Consider the following 16,728-nt stretch of genomic DNA (forward strand, 5'->3'; position numbering starts at 1 on the left):
GTTATAACAGCACTTTTGATCTAAACACACTCAAGAAAGGATTCCTTAGGAATAATCTTATAATATATATTATGCCAACTAATCATAAACCCGCTCTGCGAAACACACAGGCTATTCTTTTAATCTTGATAAAAACGATCAAAACGGTATCCCAGCGACGTTAAAATCTCATAACTAATCGTTCCAGCTTGCTCTGCCATACGGGCTAAATCTTGTTCAGGACCAATCAATGTTAACCAATCACCTTCTAAAACAGAATCAGGGGAAAGAACTGTTATATCAACAGAAAGACTGTCCATTGAAATTCGGCCAATTACTGGCAGGGGTACGTTTCCTTTCCACAAAAAACCTTTCTGAGCAAAAGAACGAAAAACCCCATCTGCGTAACCAATCCCTACCGTAGCAACCCGTGTGGGGCGCTCAGCACAATAGGTTAAACCATAGCCAATAGCTGCTCCTGCTGGAATTTCCCTAATCTGTAATATTTGAGCCTCCAACCCGACTGCAGGACGAAGCGACATATGTGTTTGCTGTTCGGTCAATCCGTAAAGACTCACTCCAGGACGGACCATTTCAAAATGATATTCTTTACCTAAAAGAATTCCTGCTGAGGCCGAAAGTGAGCGTGGCACACCTGGGAAAGCGGCACTCATCCTCAAAAAACACGCGCGTTGCGCCGCATTTGCCGGATGATTTGGTTGATCGGCACACGCTAAATGGCTCATAACCAACACAGGCTTTAATCTTTGTACATATTCGTTGTGCAACTCACTCTCTGAAATACCAAAACGTGACATACCTGTATCAAATTGTATAGCCGCAGGATAGTTATATCCCTTATCATGACAAAAAGACTGCCAATTATGTACTTGTGATACACTATTTAGTACAGGATATAAATTATAATAGGACATGACTTCAGCGTAACCAGGCAAGAAACCATGCAAAACAAAAATAGTCTTATCTGGATATAATTTACGCAGTGTAATACCTTCTTCCGGGTGAGCAACAAAAAATGTATTCACCTTTCCAACAAGGGCTGCCGAAATTTGTTTCATTCCAAGGCCATATGCGTCAGCTTTCACAACAGCAGCGCATTCCGCACCCGAGGCAAAAGCCGCTAAGGATGCATGGTTATGCCTAACGGCCCCTAGGTCCACCATCAGACGTGCGCTCACTTGCTTATGCTTGCAATATGGCTTCACAAAGCCCCCTCTTTTAGGTTCTTTCTCATCAACCTTTTATAAAGATTGCACTAAAATAGCCATTCTTTGCAATTTTGTCCGTGAAAATTATGACATAAGCTTGAGGAGAAACCCCTTTTTGTATTAGAGAGCAGGCACAGATGCTGTTTAGCTATAGGCCTAACAGCCTTTGCCCTGTTAAAAGGGATATGTTTTTTGATTTCGCAGGGGCCCTAAGATATCTTAATCTGACGGTCCGAACGGAGCTAGTTCAGGTTTGACCGAGGCCAACCAAAATACCCCCCCCGCTCTTTCCATCACACCGAGCCGTTCAGGAATCGAACGCCGTTATGGAGATTTCCCCAGCTTTCCTGCTGCTTTGGACTATGCAGCCCAGGGGGAAAGTGGTTTCAACATTTACTCAGGCCGTGGCACTCTCCTTGAGGCTTTACCCTACAGGAAGCTGCGCCAACAGGCTCATAAAACGGCTCGACGTTTGCTTAGTGCAGGCTTAGAACCTGGAGATAGAGTCGCTATCATTGCCGAGAGCGACGGTGATTTCGCGCGTATTTTTTTCGGTTGTCAGTATGCTGGTTTAGTCCCTGCTCCCCTTCCCTTGCCGGTCGCTTTTGGAGGGAAAGAAGGCTATATCGCCACACTACGTGGGATGATCACTAGCGCAGATGCTCGTGCTGTTGTGGTGCCCGACGTCATCGGGGGATGGACAGCTGATATTATTGAGGGCTTCTCCCTTGTTTTCGGTGGCTCCCCTGCAGAATTGATGGCCCTTGAAGAAAAGGAGATTCCTCTACCCCAGGTCACTGGGGATGAACTCTCCTACCTGCAATTTTCCTCTGGCAGCACGCGCTTCCCTATGGGAATCAGCGTAACCCAAAAGGCAGGGATGGCGAACGCTCATGCTATCGCGAAATATGGTCTGCAGGTCTATCCTAGTGATGATCCTCGTGAGGATCGCTGTGTTTCTTGGCTGCCGCTTTATCATGATATGGGGTTAGTTGGTTTTTTCCTTACGCCCATGACGTGTCAACTTTCAGTCGATTTGCTTCCAACACGTGAGTTTGCCCGTCGGCCAAATGTGTGGTTAGAGCTTATTGCGCGTAATAAGGGTACTATGTCTTATAGTCCCTCTTTTGGATATGAGTTGTGCGCGCGACGTGGTGCCCGGGAGGATATAGATCTGTCCTCATGGCGTGTCGCCGGTATTGGTGGGGATATGATTCGCCCCCATATCATTCATAATTTTGCTGAAATATTCGAGAAGCGTAACTTCGATAAACGCGCTTTCGTTGCTAGTTACGGCATGGCCGAGACGACATTAGCTATCAGCTTTGCTCCGCTGAATACGGGTTTGCGTGTCGATACGATTGATCTAGCGACTATGGAGCGAGAGGATTTTGCCTGCCCCTCCCATGAAGGGACGGAAAGTGCGCGCGATTTTGTCCTTTGTGGCCTCCCCCTACCACACCATCAGATTGAGGTACGCGATTCTTCCGGTAATGCCCTAAAAGAGCGTGAAGTCGGTACTGTCTTTGTTAGCGGACCAAGCTTAATGTCAGGTTATTTTAACCGACCAGAAGAAACGGAAGCCGTACTCTCACCTGACGGCTGGTTAAATACTGGCGATATTGGCTATATGCTAGACGGACAAATCGTCATTACAGGCCGAGCAAAAGACCTCATCATTATTAATGCTCGTAATATCTGGCCCCAAGATTTGGAATGGGCTGCCGAACATGAGATAAGTTCTCTTCGCTCTCGTGATGTTGCTGTTTTTTCTGTTGATTCAGGAAAAGGTGAAGTTGTAGTCGCTTTGGTGCAATGTCGTTTTACCGATGATGAGCCTCGCCGCGCATTAAAAGACGAACTCATTGCTCTTTTCCGCCGTATGCATGGAATCGATGTAGATGTTGTGTTGGTCCCTCCCCGGTCCCTCCCCCAGACATCTTCCGGAAAGTTGACAAGGGCTCGCGCTAAAGCGATGTATCTGAACAACGAATTTGAATAAGTCCAAGAGGACTATCTCCTTACGAAGGATGGCTCTATAATCTCTCATCCTCCGTAGGCTACAAAGGGACAAAACATGACCGATAGTGTTTCTGATATCTCCCACATGATTCTCCAGAAGTTATTGGAGAATCCTAAAGTCCCACGTGACATTAACGGAGATAGTCGTATTGTAGAGGACCTGGCCTTTGATAGTCTTGCTGTCATGAATTTCGTGATGGAAATTGAAGATACGCTTGATGTCTCTGTCCCACTTGATAAACTCGCTGACATCCGCACTATTGACGATCTAGCTGGATGCCTCCACGCGATTAAGGCAGAGCAAGCATGAGTGTGGGGTTGTTTGATAAATATGCCACTCTTCGTGGGAATTATGAATCCCTCATGGCGGCGAGTCCTCGCAATCCTTTTGGTGTTGTTATAGAGCGGCCACTCTCTGCTACGGTAGGCATTATTGAAGGACGTGAAACGCTCCTTTTTGGGACAAATAACTATCTTGGGCTTAGTCAATCCAATGCTGCCCGAGATGCGGCTATTCATGCGGCAAAGACTATGGGTGTTGGGACCACCGGATCACGAATTGCGAACGGCACCTTTAGTTTGCATCAAAAGCTGGAACACGCCCTAGCCAAAACATTTAAGAGAAAACATGCTATGGTTTTCTCTACTGGCTACCAGGCTAATTTAGGTACGATTTCTGCTCTCGTAAATAAAGATGATACGCTCTTCCTAGATGCGGATAGCCATGCGTCTATTTACGATGGCGCGCGCCTGTCTGGCGCTCAAGTTATTCGTTTTCGTCATAATGACCCTGCTGACCTTGAGAAACGCGTTGCTCGCAGCAATAAAGGAACAGGAGCGCGTCTTATCATTGCTGAGGGTATTTATTCCATGACAGGGAATATTGCTCCTCTGGATGAGTTTATTGAAATTAAGAAACGCCATAATATTCCACTGCTGGTTGATGAAGCCCATTCCTTTGGGGTACTCGGCCAACATGGGCGAGGCGTTGCAGAAATGCAGAATTGTGAAGATGATATCGACTTTGTTGTAGGTACATTTTCAAAGTCACTCGGAACGGTTGGGGGCTATTGTGTAACGAACCACGATGAGATTGACCTAATCCGTCTGTGTTCACGCCCATATATGTTTACAGCATCACTGCCACCAGAAATTATCGCTGCCACCTTAGCAGCTCTAGAAGAAATTCAGAGCGCGCCGGAGCTAAGAGAAAAATTACAGCGGAATGCGGCACGCCTCCATAATGGATTTAAGTCTGTCGGCTTAAATACCAGTAATTTTATTTCTCCGGTGATCGCTGTAACATTAGATGACGTGCCGCAGGCCCTTTCCTTTTGGAATGCTTTGTTGGATGCTGGCGTATATGTTAATCTCTCTCTACCACCAGCTACCCCGGATAATCGACCATTATTGCGTTGTTCTGTAATGGCTGCTCATTCTTTTGAGGAAATAGACCGTGCTGTAGAAGCTTTCGGGGCAATTGCTAAAAATTTGGGTATTGCTTAGTCACGAAGCCCCCATCAGAACAACTGACGGGGGCTTCTATTAACGTTTAAATTTTACTGATATTTTTCTTCATTCTTCTAATACGCCATAAAAAGAGGGGTAAGGTTAATATAGGGTGATTGCGTTCAAAGTCAGATACATGAATCTCTATGCCAGTGTGTCTTTTTATTTTCCACAATAAATACGCCATACCACCTTGGAAGGTGAAAGCAGCTTTTATAAGACGCGCTATATTTAATGGACGTCCAATAGAAAAAATTCTTTGCCATTTCTTCTTAGCTTTATTACGAGATAAAGCAGTTAATTGAGGGTACAAAAAATCACCCTGTTGGGAATATCGCAGATTTACATTCTGCCATGCCCCTATAAGTAATGCAGTATATCGACTTGCCCGCCCCTCTAATAAAGTCGAACTCCGTCCTTTCTTTTCTACACGCAGCTCTACGGCATAGGTATGTGAAAAAAGATTGTGCCAATAAGTCATGGCTTCTCCTCTCTCTGGTCCTAATAAAGCTGCCCAACAGGACGCGGTTATGACACACTGTCGTAAACTGCGTAAAATACAGTCCGCCCCTTGCTGATTCTGTACCCAAACTAAGCGTACAGGTTGACAAAAACGTGCCCAAATAGTTGTGTCGATGCTAGAAAAGGTACTTCTTTTTAAAAATTGCTCTTCTGATAAAAAAGCAACTTTTGCACGTAACGTTACTCCTCTTACCTTATGTTCCATATAATAAACATTAGGAGGAAGAACATAACTCGCCAAACACGAGACAACATTACCGTTAAACACAGACGTTTTCTCTGTAATAACGTAAAAGTCTAATATTCCTTCTGGATTCAGCTCTCGTAGAACGGATCCATAAAACAATATTCCTACCGGAAGCACATTTAATCTATTAACAATAGATTCTGAGAATTCTACTACTTCTTCAGGAACTGATGTGGTTAAATCGTTAATGAGTATCTTATCTATTAGATCAAACATGTAAAAACCGAAAGCTCGGCCCCTCTTCTAACATAATTTTTTCATTCCCAGACGCAGGAAAAACCTCACCATCTAAAACAAAATCACTATCAGTTTCTAAAATCATCTTCTTTACAACCATACTTTGATAATCTTCATGCGACCATAACCAACCGGGGACACGCCCCCTCAAAAGATAAAAGAATGCCGAAGGAAGGCGTTTAGGACAGGCATTAACATCTAAAAAATGAAAACCACTTCGTCCTGATCCTGCATTCCAAAATGGCCAAATGCCGTAAGAAAGTTTTTCTAAAGCTGTAGCCATGTAAAGGAAACTGCGTCCTCTCTTTTCTTCTTTCATTCCATTATCATTTTCAGAAAGCCAAGATAATTCATTTCCCCTCATCCAAGATTTCCGACTGCGACGGAACAAGAGACTCGCCAAACTACTAAAGATTGTGAAAAAAACTGCTAGATCATGCGGGGCAAATCTTAAAACATGTGGTGAATGAGCAATACGAACAGCACGAGCATAGCCCGTACACCCCCCAAACATGCCTAATACGGGAGGACAGTTTTTTCCTATCCAAGATAATTTAATTGGGGCTCGGATGGAACTTCTTAAACTCGCCGGATTCATAATTCTATCAAGAGCTAATTCTCCACGTAGTCCAAAGCCCACGTCTCCAGCTATAAGATTTGTATTGCCAGATGGCAAAACAGCAACCGCTGGTAAAGGCATTCCACGATACGCATTGGCAATGGCTGTTAGACAAGCACTTACGGTCCCATCGCCACCATCAATAGCGATAAAATTGACGCCTTTCTTTTTTAATTCGGCTAAATGGCCTGCAAGATAACTATCATTTAACGTAGAGACACAAAAATCTCCCATCTTCCGACGCGCCATCCTTATAAAACGACCATCATCTTGTATGTTTTTACGACTATTCGGATTATGGATCAGAGCTGGTTGTAAATTTTTCATAGAACTCTTGCAATTATCCATCACACACCCGCCCAGAAACAGAATACCATCTTGTTTCACAAGCTGGTCGAAATCCTTTAACATGACTATGTTAAAGGAACCAGAAGGGAGTTTCCCTGTAAAGACTGTTCTCTATCGTGACCCATGGTGCCACAATGTTTTTTAATATACCTCCCTCCTCTCTTAATCGGCACGACTCCATAATTCATTTAGCTCATATATCAGATCCCCACCTGCCTCCTCCTACAATTCCATGGACATCATTCCTCAATAAGAGATTATTGAGTCGTGTGTTATGGGCCAGCAAAAGACGTCATTTATTACGCCCCATCATTACTGAACAACTTCTTAAAAATATTTCTACATATACGCACATACGTGCCTTACTTATTAGTGGCGACCTAACTAATTTTGGGACAAAAGAAGAATATATACAGGCTATAACATGGCTTAAATCTTTACCTAACCTTCCAATCGTCGTGCCAGGGAATCATGATTTCATGGCGCCAATCTCTCATAAAAACAGTCTAGCCTTATGGGAAGAATGGTCTGGAAAAACATTTCCTTTTGTTCGTTTTTTTGATGGCGTTGCTGTTGTTGGTTTAAACTCTGCACTCCCAACTCTTCCTTTTACAGCTTATGGTTTTATTAACAAAAAACAGCGTAATAATTTAGCTAAACTTCTTGCAGAACTAGGAAAAGAGGGATACTGCCGGGTGGTCATGTTACATCATCCTCCTCGCAAGGGCCTGCTCCCTTATAGAAAATCCCTTATCAATACCCATGCCTTAGGTGAAATTTTAAGTTCTTGTGGCGCTGAACTAGTTTTGCATGGTCATTCCCACGATGCTACCTTCACGACGGTTGAAAACACAAACATACCTTTACTTGGGGTTAGCGCCGCAGCGATGGACAGTCAAAAACTAAGGCGTATGGCTGGCTGGAATTATCTTAGCTTTAAACCAGACCGAGAAGGTTGGAACATTACTGTGCAACGTAAAACCATTTCGGGGCATACTTTTTCACATTTTACGTGGCATACTGCCGCTACATCCTCTTTAAGGCGGGTAGAATGTTAATTCGCAGTTCTCTGCCTACTCTTGATCGCTACTTGCTGCGCCAGTTGATACCTCCCTTCACAATTGCTTTGGGGACTATGCTCATTGCTTTACTGCTGGATAGGCTCTTAGCTCTCTTCAACCGTCTTGCAAGCAGTGGAAGTTCTATTGCGACCTTATTAACTCTTTTGAGTGATCTTCTTCCCCATTACATGGGATTGGCACTTCCTGCAGCACTCTGTATTTCCGTTTTTATGACGATTAATCGCATGAGTGAGCATAATGAGATCGACGTGTTATATGCAGGACATATTTCTTTGCTCCGCATCAGCCAGCCTTATATCAAAGTCGGTACTATTCTTGCTGTTTTAAGTGTTTTACTTTACGGTTATCTGCAACCAATTGCTCGATATGATTATCGCGAGGGTTTTTATTTTGCCAGACATACCGGCTGGGCTCCTCACCTGCAATCTGATATGTTTGCAACAACATCTACAACGACTCTTTTAACAGCCGATTATGTTGATCATGGCGGTTCCCGTTTACGTCGGATTTTTATACGTGACGTGAAAGAAAATGGTACAACGGAATTAATTACAGCCCCCAAGGGCTTACTTACCCTCTCTGAAAGAGATAAATCCACTCAACTTGACCTTTGGGATGGTCAGATTGTTCGGACTCAATCACCCCAACAGCCAGATGGTCATGTTTCTGTCACCCATTTTGAACATATTGCCCGTTTGATTGAACGTTCTAGCAGTCAACAAGCTTTTCGCTCTCGCGGTAACGATGAGCGAGAACTGACCACCATGGAGCTTATCCAAGCCTTACGAAGTAATTCATCACATATTTCTCATACAAGCCTTCGTGCTGAAATAGATTTTCGTTTAGCGCGCGCTATAAGCATTATGTTTATTCCTTTTTTGTCCATCGCTTTCGCTGTTGGAAAGAAACGCAGACGGTCTGCTCTTGGGCAAATTTTACTTGCAGTTATTCTCGTTGGGTTTGACGAAGTTCTTTTGTTTGGTGATAGCCTTGCTGCAAACGGAACAGCTTCAGTATGGCTAACACTTTGGTTGCCTGAAGCAATTTTTTGTATTGGGTGCACGGCCGCTTTATTATCTCGCTCTCAAATTTCGTGGCGCAATAGCCGGCAAAAACATCTAAAAAAGATGGATTAATGATATGAGATTTCTCTTCTTCCAAACCACCTTATTGAAGGTTTTCCTTCGTCCTCTTATTTCTAAAATACTCATTTGCTGTTGCGTATTGACGGCACTTCTTGAAATTCTAGCCTTGTTAGATGATGCTTCGACCATTCTTGATCGTAATCTAGGCTTTATCGGTATCTTAAAATATGTAGGACTACATCTCCCCACACTACTTGTTGAGATTATGCCCCTTTCCGTAATGATTGGCGGTCTATTCACCTTATTAAGAATGGCTCTTTCAAGCGAAATCGCTGTATTACGCGCCGCGGGTCTTTCCACACTTAATATGTTTCGTTATCTTTTGCCTGGCCCATTACTCCTAAGCATTATTTGTATTGCTTTAAAATTTTGGGTTGTGCCTCCTTTTGAACAGGAGTTAAACCGCTGGTGGAATGAAGGCGCAACTCAAGCTCATGCTACAGATGACCTCCATAGTCTGTGGTTTCGTACGGGGTCTGACATTGTTAGAATAGAATCCATAAGTCACGGTGGGAATATATTATCGCACGTTACGCTTTATCGCCGTGATCCAGAAGGGGGAGCCCTTACAGCCACACAATATTACGAAAATTTAACATACGAAAATAAGCAATGGGTGGCCCATGGGACATTTAGTCGCATTAATTTGTACCAAAACAATACGCAAGCAAAGATAACGTCTGAGTTTTTTCCGCCGTCTCTTGCGGTCACGCCAACAGAGATCATTAATATGACCCTTCCTGGAATTTATTATACTCCCCATCAATTCCGAGAAATTTTTTCTGGAAAAGCCCCCTTAAATTTACCTAAGTCAAATTATTTTATGGCACTATATGCTATCTTGTTCTTGCCGTTGCAGATGGCCGTAATGCTTCTTGTTACGTTGCCTATCACATATATTCCACCACGTGCGGGGTTAAGAACCCCTCTCCCTGTATATGTGATGGCAGCTGGGTTGGGTATCGTTATCCTCCAAGGTATGATTTCTGCCTTGGGAAATGCGGGTTCCCTTCCCATATTACTCGCTATATGTTCTGGTCAGGTTGTGGCGGCCCTGTTCAGCTTGGCCTGGATACTGCGAATGGAGGAAAAATGAGTACGTTTAAAAAGTTTTTTCAGGGCACGACTCTTATGCATCAAGGCAGAAGTTATGACTTGGGAAAGATGAACCTTTCTCAATTATGGGCTGCCTATCTCACTTATCCTACGATCTTGCTCTATTTTGCCCTTATTATCACAACGGCTGCGCTCAGCTTGTATCTACGCCATAGCTGGTGGGGATTAATTATTCCTATTCCTGTTATCGTCGCTGTTTACCCAACAGCCTGGTATATTATTCATCGCTATATCCTTCACGGACGTTGGTTTTATCGCAATCCAATTACAGCATCTATGTGGAAGCGTATTCACTTCGATCATCATCAAGACCCGCATCTTTTGGAAGTATTGTTCGGTTCTCCTTTAAATACGGTTCCAACAATGATGGCAATAACCATGCCAATTGGTGCTATCATTGGTGGTTGGAGTGGTGCCTTTTCTGCGTTGTCTACAGCCTTGGTGATGACATGTATTTACGAATTTTTTCATTGTATCCAGCACCTCGCTTATAAACCGCGCTGGCAGTGGGTGGTATATATTAAACAACTTCATGTGCTACATCATTTTCATGATGAAGATGGGAACTATGGTATCACGAATTATCTTCCTGATCGTTTAATGGGAACTTTCTATCGCGCGGCTAAAGACCGTCCTCGCAGTCCTTATGTTTTTAATCTAGGCTACACAGTGGAAGAAGCCGAGCGCTATCCTTGGGTTATGCGCCGTACGGGCGCACCTCCGCGTGATCGGCCTGACCCTGCACGTGCACCAAAAAAAGAAGAGCTTGCCAAAAGCGCATGACAATTCCTGTTTTGATTTTAGCCGGATCACGCGATGGAGAGCGTGATCCGTTGGCTCAAATGGGTAATGTTACACATAAGGCACTCCTTCCAATCCAAGGAGTGCCGATGATTGATCGCGTTGTCCACGCGTTAGAACAAACCCCTGAGATCGGACACATATGGGTCAGCATAGAACAACCTCACTGCCTTAGTCATTTGAGGGGGCGTGTTGCTATTTTACAAGCTGGCCCTTCTCCTAGTGAAAGTGTTCTGCAAGCCATTGCACGAATTGGCACGCCTTGTCTTGTAACAACAGCTGATCATGCACTGCTTCAACCTGAATGGGTTAAGGAGTTTCTCCAAAAAAGCCTTTTGATCAAGGCGGATATTTCTGCCGGGATCGCTTTAAAGAGTACAATCCAACGGGACGTGCCCCAAACAAAACGGACTTATATTCACCTTTCTGATATCAGTTTTTCAGGGTGTAATCTTTTTTGGTTAGGCACGGCCAAATCTCTAAACGTCATCAAACTATGGTGTCGGTTACAGCATCATCGTAAGCATCCCTGGCGCATGGCACGGATATTAGGATTACCTGTTATTTTACGCCTCCTTACCAAAACACTTAGCGTACAACGATTAGAAGAGAGAATTCACACATTAACAGGGGCCTATGTCCGCTTGCTGCCTCTCTCGGACGGACGTGCCGCTGTGGACGTTGATAAACCCGCCGATGCTCAACTTGCAACGCAATTATTGAAAGGCTCATAAACCTTCCTAAAGCAAGATTACTTTAGGAAGGTTTTTCTAAGCTTAAGAATGGCCGGCCGTACTCCACATCGAATTTTTTTAAAATCAACTAAGGTGACAGGTCCTGCCGCCGAAAGCGTATGCATACCATCAGGATATTCTCTCAATTCCGGCGTATGTAACGGTACAGCTTCACCTCCACATAATGAAGGCCTTCCTTTATTAAACCCAGATAACTGAAGAAGGCGCAGCCCCCCTCCATAAGTTACGCTGCAATCCTGAACTGGTAAAAAAACATCCTCTCCTTCTACAAAAGGTGTACCGCCGGGGCGTGCTCCACTCTTATCAATAAGAAAACGACCTAGATCACACCACGGGCCTGTCAACTCCTCTGCTAGAGCGATATGTAGGGTACTTTGCCTGCATGATTTTGGTTCAGGAGGAGTCCAAAATAACCACCACCGCCCGGCATGATAAAGCGGTGTTGCATCAATAGCACCAATCGGAAACATAAAAGCAGAAACCTTCTCCCATTCGTAAGGGAAGGAACGAGCCTTGTATAAAGTTAAGCGTCCTGACTTATAACCTTCGGGAAGCATATAAATCGCTCCCTCATATCGAAAAACATATGGATATGAGAGGTGCCATTTCTCTTTTAAAACAGTGCGTCGCTCTAATAAGGTAAATGTTTGATCATAAATAAGAACATCAATAACGCCTTTGCTTTTCTTATAATCATAAAATTCAGCAAAGACATAAAGCTTGCCGTCCTGCCATAACCCAAAAGGATCAGCCAAAAACCCTTCTTGACCACATGATGGCAAAAAGGTCATGTCAACATCATCTAAACTATTTTGATGAAAGATCTGTTCAAAAGGGGCATGCAAAATTGCTGAGCGCCAATAATCCATTTTAAAAAGTTGCATAATTTTTACCTTACAGATGCGTTCTCTAGTTCCCCCATCATACAATCCCCTTTTTCCGTATGAAAGGCTCCTTTTCATTTCAACCCCATATTGTTCAATGTTCTATATCAACTCTAGTTGAGAAAAATTCCTTCACCTTATATCCTCCCCAACGTCCCTTTATTTTTTAAATAACTCATCGAGAGATCCTGAAATGCCGTGCACATCTGAGATTGATTCCCGCTTCCAAGCGGCATTAAAAATTATTAAAGACGCTTCAAAGTTGGCAATAAAAATGCAGCCTGCTCCTGGAAAGCCTGTTGCTGAATTGAAAGGGCATCAAAATTATGTGACAGCAGCTGATAAAGCTGTTGAAACTTTTCTCGTAGAGCACTTATCCGATTTATTCCCCAACGATTCTTTCTTAGGTGAGGAATATGGCGAAACAACCGTAGGTCTCTTTCGCTGGATTATTGATCCTATTGACGGAACGTCTAATTATGCTCGGGGGCGAAAAAGATGGTGTATTTCTGTAGGATTAATGCATGGTGAGACGCCCGTTGCTGGCATTATTGAAGCGCCGCTTCTGAACGAAACTTTTACTGCCCGTTTAGGCCAAGGTGCCTTTCTGAATGATAAAAAGATCCATGCCGCGACAACTGACAATATAAGAGAGTCCATGGTGGAAATCGGGTGGTCTCCTTATGTACCAAAGGGATGGTACCCAGAGAAAATGAATTCCCTTATAGAGCAAGGCTCCATGCCACGTTCTCTTGGCTCCGGTGCTTTAGCACTTGCCGATGTCGCTTGTGGGCGTTCTGATGGTTATTATGAGTATGTTATTTTTCTATGGGATGTAGCCGCTGCTCTTGTCATATTACATGAGGCAGGGGCTTATGTATCCCCTTTCCTAAAAAACGGAGGATTGACCCAACGTACCCCGATATTTGCTTCTGCCCCATTAATTGTAAATCCTTTATCTAAAGCTCTAGGCGTTCCACTAAATTAAGTTTATATTAGTAAGGGCAGTCCCTTTATTCATGATAGGAGAGCTTTATGTCAAAACCTTTTGCGTTCATTACTCGTGCTGTAGTCGTCGCCACAAGCATACTGGCGATGAATGCATGTGCAGCCGATGTTTCCACCCCGCGGAAGCAACAGGCATTAATCGATAAAGCAGCTTTTGCGGTACAATCTGCCTTCATCGATTCTAAGTCAAACTTGCACACTGTACAACTACTTCGCGATGCCAAGGCAATTGTTATTTGCCCTGATGTCACCAAGATGTCCCTAGTTTTCGGTGGTACTGGGGGGACATGCGTTCTCATGGGGCGTGGTGCCAATAACTCTTGGTCTGACCCTGCATTCTATCATCTCAGTGCTGGCTCTTTTGGATTGCAAGCAGGTTATCAGCATAGCCAGCTCTTCCTCATCATTACGTCTCATAAAGCTGTTTTATCTATGATGGATCACGAGTATACGTTTGATGCTAGTGCTGATGCTGGTTTTGGCCCACATGCAACAAATGCTACGAACGATCATCGCGAAGTTTATGCCCTACAAAAAAGCAATGGTGTTTTTGCTGGCGTCTCTTTAGGGAGCAGCAAACTCAAGCCTAATAATGCGGCAAACCGTGCTTATTACGGACAAGTTGTTGGTCCTGAGGATATTGTCATTAACATGCGCGTCAACAATAAGGCGGCAGATCCTCTTCGTCGTATGATGATGAAAGCTGTTGCTCGCTAAAAGCGCAATTTCTAATTTTTGCTAAACGAAAAGCCCTCTTATTAAAAAGGAGGGCTTTTTTAAAGAATGGTTAAAAGTTAAAGCCTCAGTGGCTTATATGGCGGTAACTATGAACATGCTCGATATGCTCAGCTAAACTATGAGAAAAATTATGACCTCCATGTCCTGTCGCGACAAAATATAAAGCATCCCCTTCAGCAGGATGAGCCGCTGCCTCTAAAGCATCCCGTCCTGGTGAACATATCGGCCCTGGCGGAAGGCCCACGTATAAATAACTATTATATGGACTATCGAATTGCAGATCTGCTTTTGTCAAAGCCCTTGGAAGAATACCCTCGCCTTGACTTACCGCATAAATCACTGTTGGGTCTGTTTGTAATTTCATCCCGCGTTTTAAACGATTGATAAAGACTCTTGCTATTTGTGCCCGTTCTTCTGGTAGGGCGGTTTCTCTCTCAATTAACGATGCTAAAATTAATAATTGCTCTGGTGTTGTGATGACCCCTTGTAAAGCACTTTGGTCTCTATTCTCCCAGACCTCTTTTAGTTGGGTATTCATCAATTTTTTCATATGGGTTAGGAGTGTCTGCCTCTCCGTTCCCCACACATAAAAAAATGTTTGCGGCGCGACCTCTCCTTCCCGAATTTCTTCCACTGTTCCCTGCAATACCGGAGCCTGTATAAGCAAAGCGTGAATACGACGAGCCGTTAGCCCTTCTGCTATGGTCAAGCTATGCGGTACAGGTTGACCATGACGCAAAATAACCAAACTATGTGCTATAGAAACCCTATCAGGGAATTTTAACTCGGCAGCATGGATCGGCCCTTGAGACTTTGTCGAAAAAAGGGCCAGCTTAAAAAAGAGAGAAGAAACAAGACCAGGCGCCAATATTCCATTTTCTTGTAGAACATGGACAACACGATCAACCCCTCCGCGTGGAATAACAACGACACGCTCCCCCTGCAAAGGCCCAGGGTCCGTATAATGTCCATATCCCGCAAAAAGGCTTCCCCCCGCCGCAACAAGCATTAAGGCTAACACACGTCCCTTAGTAACAAATCGGCGACGTGTACTATTGGGCACTGCCTCTTTTTCTTGGTTACTTGGCGCAGGGGTCTCCGGCATTTTTCTCTCCTTAAGCCATGCTAAGCAACACCTAAAACTATCTTACGGGAAGATCATGCTTTAAAGCGTTTTAGGATAAGGCTTGCATTCGTGCCGCCGAAGCCAAAACTGTTGGAGAGAGCGATATCAACATGCTTCTCCTTAGCTGTATGGGGGATACGATCCATCACACTCTCACGAGAAGGTTTATCGAGATTAAGCGTTGGCGGCAGAATACCGTCACGCATAGCTTGCAAACAGAAGATAGCTTCCACAGCGCCAGCTGCACCGAGCAAATGACCGATAGCAGACTTGGTGGAGGACATACTCGCCCCGGCCGCAGCATCTCCAAAAAGGCGTTCTACAGCCCCTAACTCTAAATCATCTGCCATAGTGGATGTACCATGAGCATTGACATAACCAATATCGGAAGGCGTTACGCGCGCATCTTTTAGGGCTGCTTGCATAGCCCGGAAGGCACCTTCATGATTCTCGGCGGGAGCAGTGATATGATACGCATCGCCAGAGAGGCCATATCCACCAATTTCACCATAAATTTTGGCACCACGCCGTTTAGCATGTTCGTATTCTTCTAGTACGACAACACCGGCCCCCTCGCCCATAATGAAGCCATCACGTTCTTCATCCCACGGACGGGATGCAGTCGTCGGGCTGTCATTAAAGCTTGTAGAAAGTGCACGTGCTGAACAGAAACCGGCAATTCCTAGTTCACAAATGGCCGATTCCGCGCCGCCAGCAATCATCACATCAGCATCACCATGTTGGATCAAGCGTGATGCATCACCAATTGCGTGAGTGCCAGAAGCACAAGCCGTCACAACGGCATGATTTGGACCTTTAAAACCGTAACGGATGGACAGATGCCCTGCCGTCAAATTGATTAAGGAAGATGGAATAAAGAAAGGCGACAGGCGGCGTGCCTTCCCAGAGGACACCAGAACGGAGTTATCATAAATCGTCTTTAATCCGCCAATGCCAGAGCCCATCATGACCCCTGTTGCGCAACGGTCCTCCTCAGATTCTGGTTTCCATCCAGAATCTTCTACAGCTTGAATCCCCGCTGCCAAACCAAGATGGATAAAACGATCCATCTTCTTTTGCTCTTTAACGGGAACCCAATCAGAGAGGGTTAAACCACCTTCTGCCGTTGGCCCTTCTGGCACTTCTCCAGCAATTTGCGCAGGCAAACCGGAAGCATCAAACTGCGTGATGCGCCCAATGCCAGATTGTGACTCGATAAGACGTTTCCACGTCAGTTCTGCACCAACAGCCAACGGGCTTACTACGCCTATCCCCGTAACGACCACACGTTTTCTGCTCGTTCCAGAACCGCTCATCGCCGCCTTACCTCATAATTCCTAAATACAGATAAAGCGAAACGG

General features: G+C 44.6%; 16 protein-coding genes. 10 read left to right on the forward strand and 6 right to left on the reverse strand.

The window, feature by feature from the left end; all coding sequences use genetic code 11:
- Window positions 1–119 precede the first annotated feature (119 nt).
- Complete coding sequence (gene alr / locus NQF64_RS02770; protein ID WP_266106387.1) at window positions 120–1,178, reverse strand: alanine racemase; 1,059 nt, start codon at window positions 1,176–1,178, stop codon at window positions 120–122.
- A 283-nt stretch (window positions 1,179–1,461) separates the two neighbouring features.
- Here alr and NQF64_RS02775 point away from each other — a divergent pair, with 283 nt between their 5' ends.
- The 3 genes from NQF64_RS02775 (at window position 1,462) to spt (ending at window position 4,736) form a co-directional block, all read left to right on the forward strand.
- Complete coding sequence (locus tag NQF64_RS02775; RefSeq protein ID WP_266106388.1) at window positions 1,462–3,210, forward strand: fatty acyl-AMP ligase; 1,749 nt, start codon at window positions 1,462–1,464, stop codon at window positions 3,208–3,210.
- Between the two features lie 75 nt (window positions 3,211–3,285).
- Window positions 3,286–3,540 (forward strand): acyl carrier protein, encoded by a 255-nt coding sequence (locus tag NQF64_RS02780; RefSeq protein WP_099027313.1) that lies wholly within the window; start codon window positions 3,286–3,288, stop codon window positions 3,538–3,540.
- A complete protein-coding gene (spt, locus tag NQF64_RS02785) occupies window positions 3,537–4,736 on the forward strand; it encodes a serine palmitoyltransferase (protein WP_407651784.1) in 1,200 nt (399 codons plus the stop codon). Before NQF64_RS02780 ends, spt begins: the two co-directional genes overlap by 4 nt.
- Window positions 4,737–4,782: 46 nt before the next feature.
- On the opposite strand, the gene NQF64_RS02790 is transcribed toward spt, so the two are convergent.
- Entirely contained in the window at window positions 4,783–5,724 is a 942-nt protein-coding gene (locus tag NQF64_RS02790) for a hypothetical protein (RefSeq protein WP_266106389.1), read from the reverse strand.
- Entirely contained in the window at window positions 5,717–6,751 is a 1,035-nt protein-coding gene (locus tag NQF64_RS02795; protein ID WP_266106390.1) for a diacylglycerol/lipid kinase family protein, read from the reverse strand. Before NQF64_RS02795 ends, NQF64_RS02790 begins: the two co-directional genes overlap by 8 nt.
- 77 nt (window positions 6,752–6,828) lie before the next feature.
- Here NQF64_RS02795 and NQF64_RS02800 point away from each other — a divergent pair, with 77 nt between their 5' ends.
- From NQF64_RS02800 to NQF64_RS02820, 5 genes are read left to right on the forward strand one after another with little or no spacing between them, the layout of a single operon-like run.
- Window positions 6,829–7,770 carry a metallophosphoesterase family protein gene (locus tag NQF64_RS02800; RefSeq protein ID WP_266106391.1) on the forward strand — a complete coding sequence of 314 codons (942 nt, stop codon included), beginning with the start codon at window positions 6,829–6,831 and terminating at the stop codon, window positions 7,768–7,770.
- A complete protein-coding gene (locus NQF64_RS02805) occupies window positions 7,764–8,930 on the forward strand; it encodes an LptF/LptG family permease (RefSeq protein WP_266106392.1) in 1,167 nt (388 codons plus the stop codon). Before NQF64_RS02800 ends, NQF64_RS02805 begins: the two co-directional genes overlap by 7 nt.
- A gap of 4 nt (window positions 8,931–8,934) precedes the next feature.
- A complete protein-coding gene (locus NQF64_RS02810; RefSeq protein ID WP_099027308.1) occupies window positions 8,935–10,035 on the forward strand; it encodes an LptF/LptG family permease in 1,101 nt (366 codons plus the stop codon).
- Entirely contained in the window at window positions 10,032–10,838 is an 807-nt protein-coding gene (locus NQF64_RS02815) for a sterol desaturase family protein (RefSeq protein ID WP_099027307.1), read from the forward strand. Before NQF64_RS02810 ends, NQF64_RS02815 begins: the two co-directional genes overlap by 4 nt.
- Window positions 10,835–11,590 (forward strand): nucleotidyltransferase family protein, encoded by a 756-nt coding sequence (locus NQF64_RS02820; protein ID WP_266106393.1) that lies wholly within the window; start codon window positions 10,835–10,837, stop codon window positions 11,588–11,590. Before NQF64_RS02815 ends, NQF64_RS02820 begins: the two co-directional genes overlap by 4 nt.
- Window positions 11,591–11,607: 17 nt before the next feature.
- Here NQF64_RS02820 and NQF64_RS02825 read toward each other — a convergent pair whose 3' ends face one another.
- Window positions 11,608–12,495, reverse strand: a complete 888-nt coding sequence (locus tag NQF64_RS02825) for a glucosamine inositolphosphorylceramide transferase family protein (protein WP_099027305.1) — start codon at window positions 12,493–12,495, stop codon at window positions 11,608–11,610.
- A gap of 193 nt (window positions 12,496–12,688) precedes the next feature.
- Between NQF64_RS02825 and NQF64_RS02830 the strand changes: the two genes are divergently transcribed.
- The gene (locus tag NQF64_RS02830; protein ID WP_266106394.1) at window positions 12,689–13,483 is read left to right on the forward strand and encodes an inositol monophosphatase family protein; all 795 of its coding nucleotides are present in this window, start codon (window positions 12,689–12,691) and stop codon (window positions 13,481–13,483) included.
- 107 nt (window positions 13,484–13,590) lie between these two features.
- Window positions 13,591–14,220, forward strand: coding sequence for a lipid-binding SYLF domain-containing protein (locus tag NQF64_RS02835; protein WP_257875183.1), 630 nt, complete (start codon window positions 13,591–13,593; stop codon window positions 14,218–14,220).
- Window positions 14,221–14,305: 85 nt separating this feature from the next.
- Here the strand turns inward: NQF64_RS02835 and mltG are convergent, their stop codons facing one another.
- Together mltG and fabF are read right to left on the reverse strand one after the other, a co-directional pair.
- Window positions 14,306–15,346 carry an endolytic transglycosylase MltG gene (gene mltG / locus NQF64_RS02840; RefSeq protein ID WP_266106395.1) on the reverse strand — a complete coding sequence of 347 codons (1,041 nt, stop codon included), beginning with the start codon at window positions 15,344–15,346 and terminating at the stop codon, window positions 14,306–14,308.
- A 53-nt stretch (window positions 15,347–15,399) separates the two neighbouring features.
- Complete coding sequence (gene fabF, locus NQF64_RS02845) at window positions 15,400–16,683, reverse strand: beta-ketoacyl-ACP synthase II (RefSeq protein ID WP_099027301.1); 1,284 nt, start codon at window positions 16,681–16,683, stop codon at window positions 15,400–15,402.
- Window positions 16,684–16,728 lie beyond the last annotated feature (45 nt).

The sequence above is a fragment of the Bombella saccharophila genome (assembly GCF_026385475.1).
Taxonomy (GTDB): Bacteria; Pseudomonadota; Alphaproteobacteria; order Acetobacterales; family Acetobacteraceae; genus Bombella; species Bombella saccharophila.

Bases quoted from the DNA above. Each gene is read 5' to 3' on its own strand.
- NQF64_RS02820 (WP_266106393.1), top strand. From the start codon at position 10,835: ATGACAATTCCTGTTTTGATTTTAGCCGGATCACGCGATGGAGAGCGT.
- NQF64_RS02835 (WP_257875183.1), top strand. From the start codon at position 13,591: ATGAATGCATGTGCAGCCGATGTTTCCACCCCGCGGAAGCAACAGGCA.
- mltG (WP_266106395.1), bottom strand. From the start codon at position 15,346: ATGCCGGAGACCCCTGCGCCAAGTAACCAAGAAAAAGAGGCAGTGCCC.
- fabF (WP_099027301.1), bottom strand. From the start codon at position 16,683: ATGAGCGGTTCTGGAACGAGCAGAAAACGTGTGGTCGTTACGGGGATA.
- NQF64_RS02810 (WP_099027308.1), top strand. From the start codon at position 8,935: ATGAGATTTCTCTTCTTCCAAACCACCTTATTGAAGGTTTTCCTTCGT.
- NQF64_RS02780 (WP_099027313.1), top strand. From the start codon at position 3,286: ATGACCGATAGTGTTTCTGATATCTCCCACATGATTCTCCAGAAGTTA.
- NQF64_RS02830 (WP_266106394.1), top strand. From the start codon at position 12,689: ATGCCGTGCACATCTGAGATTGATTCCCGCTTCCAAGCGGCATTAAAA.
- NQF64_RS02805 (WP_266106392.1), top strand. From the start codon at position 7,764: ATGTTAATTCGCAGTTCTCTGCCTACTCTTGATCGCTACTTGCTGCGC.
- NQF64_RS02815 (WP_099027307.1), top strand. From the start codon at position 10,032: ATGAGTACGTTTAAAAAGTTTTTTCAGGGCACGACTCTTATGCATCAA.
- NQF64_RS02825 (WP_099027305.1), bottom strand. From the start codon at position 12,495: ATGCAACTTTTTAAAATGGATTATTGGCGCTCAGCAATTTTGCATGCC.
- NQF64_RS02790 (WP_266106389.1), bottom strand. From the start codon at position 5,724: ATGTTTGATCTAATAGATAAGATACTCATTAACGATTTAACCACATCA.
- spt (WP_407651784.1), top strand. From the start codon at position 3,537: ATGAGTGTGGGGTTGTTTGATAAATATGCCACTCTTCGTGGGAATTAT.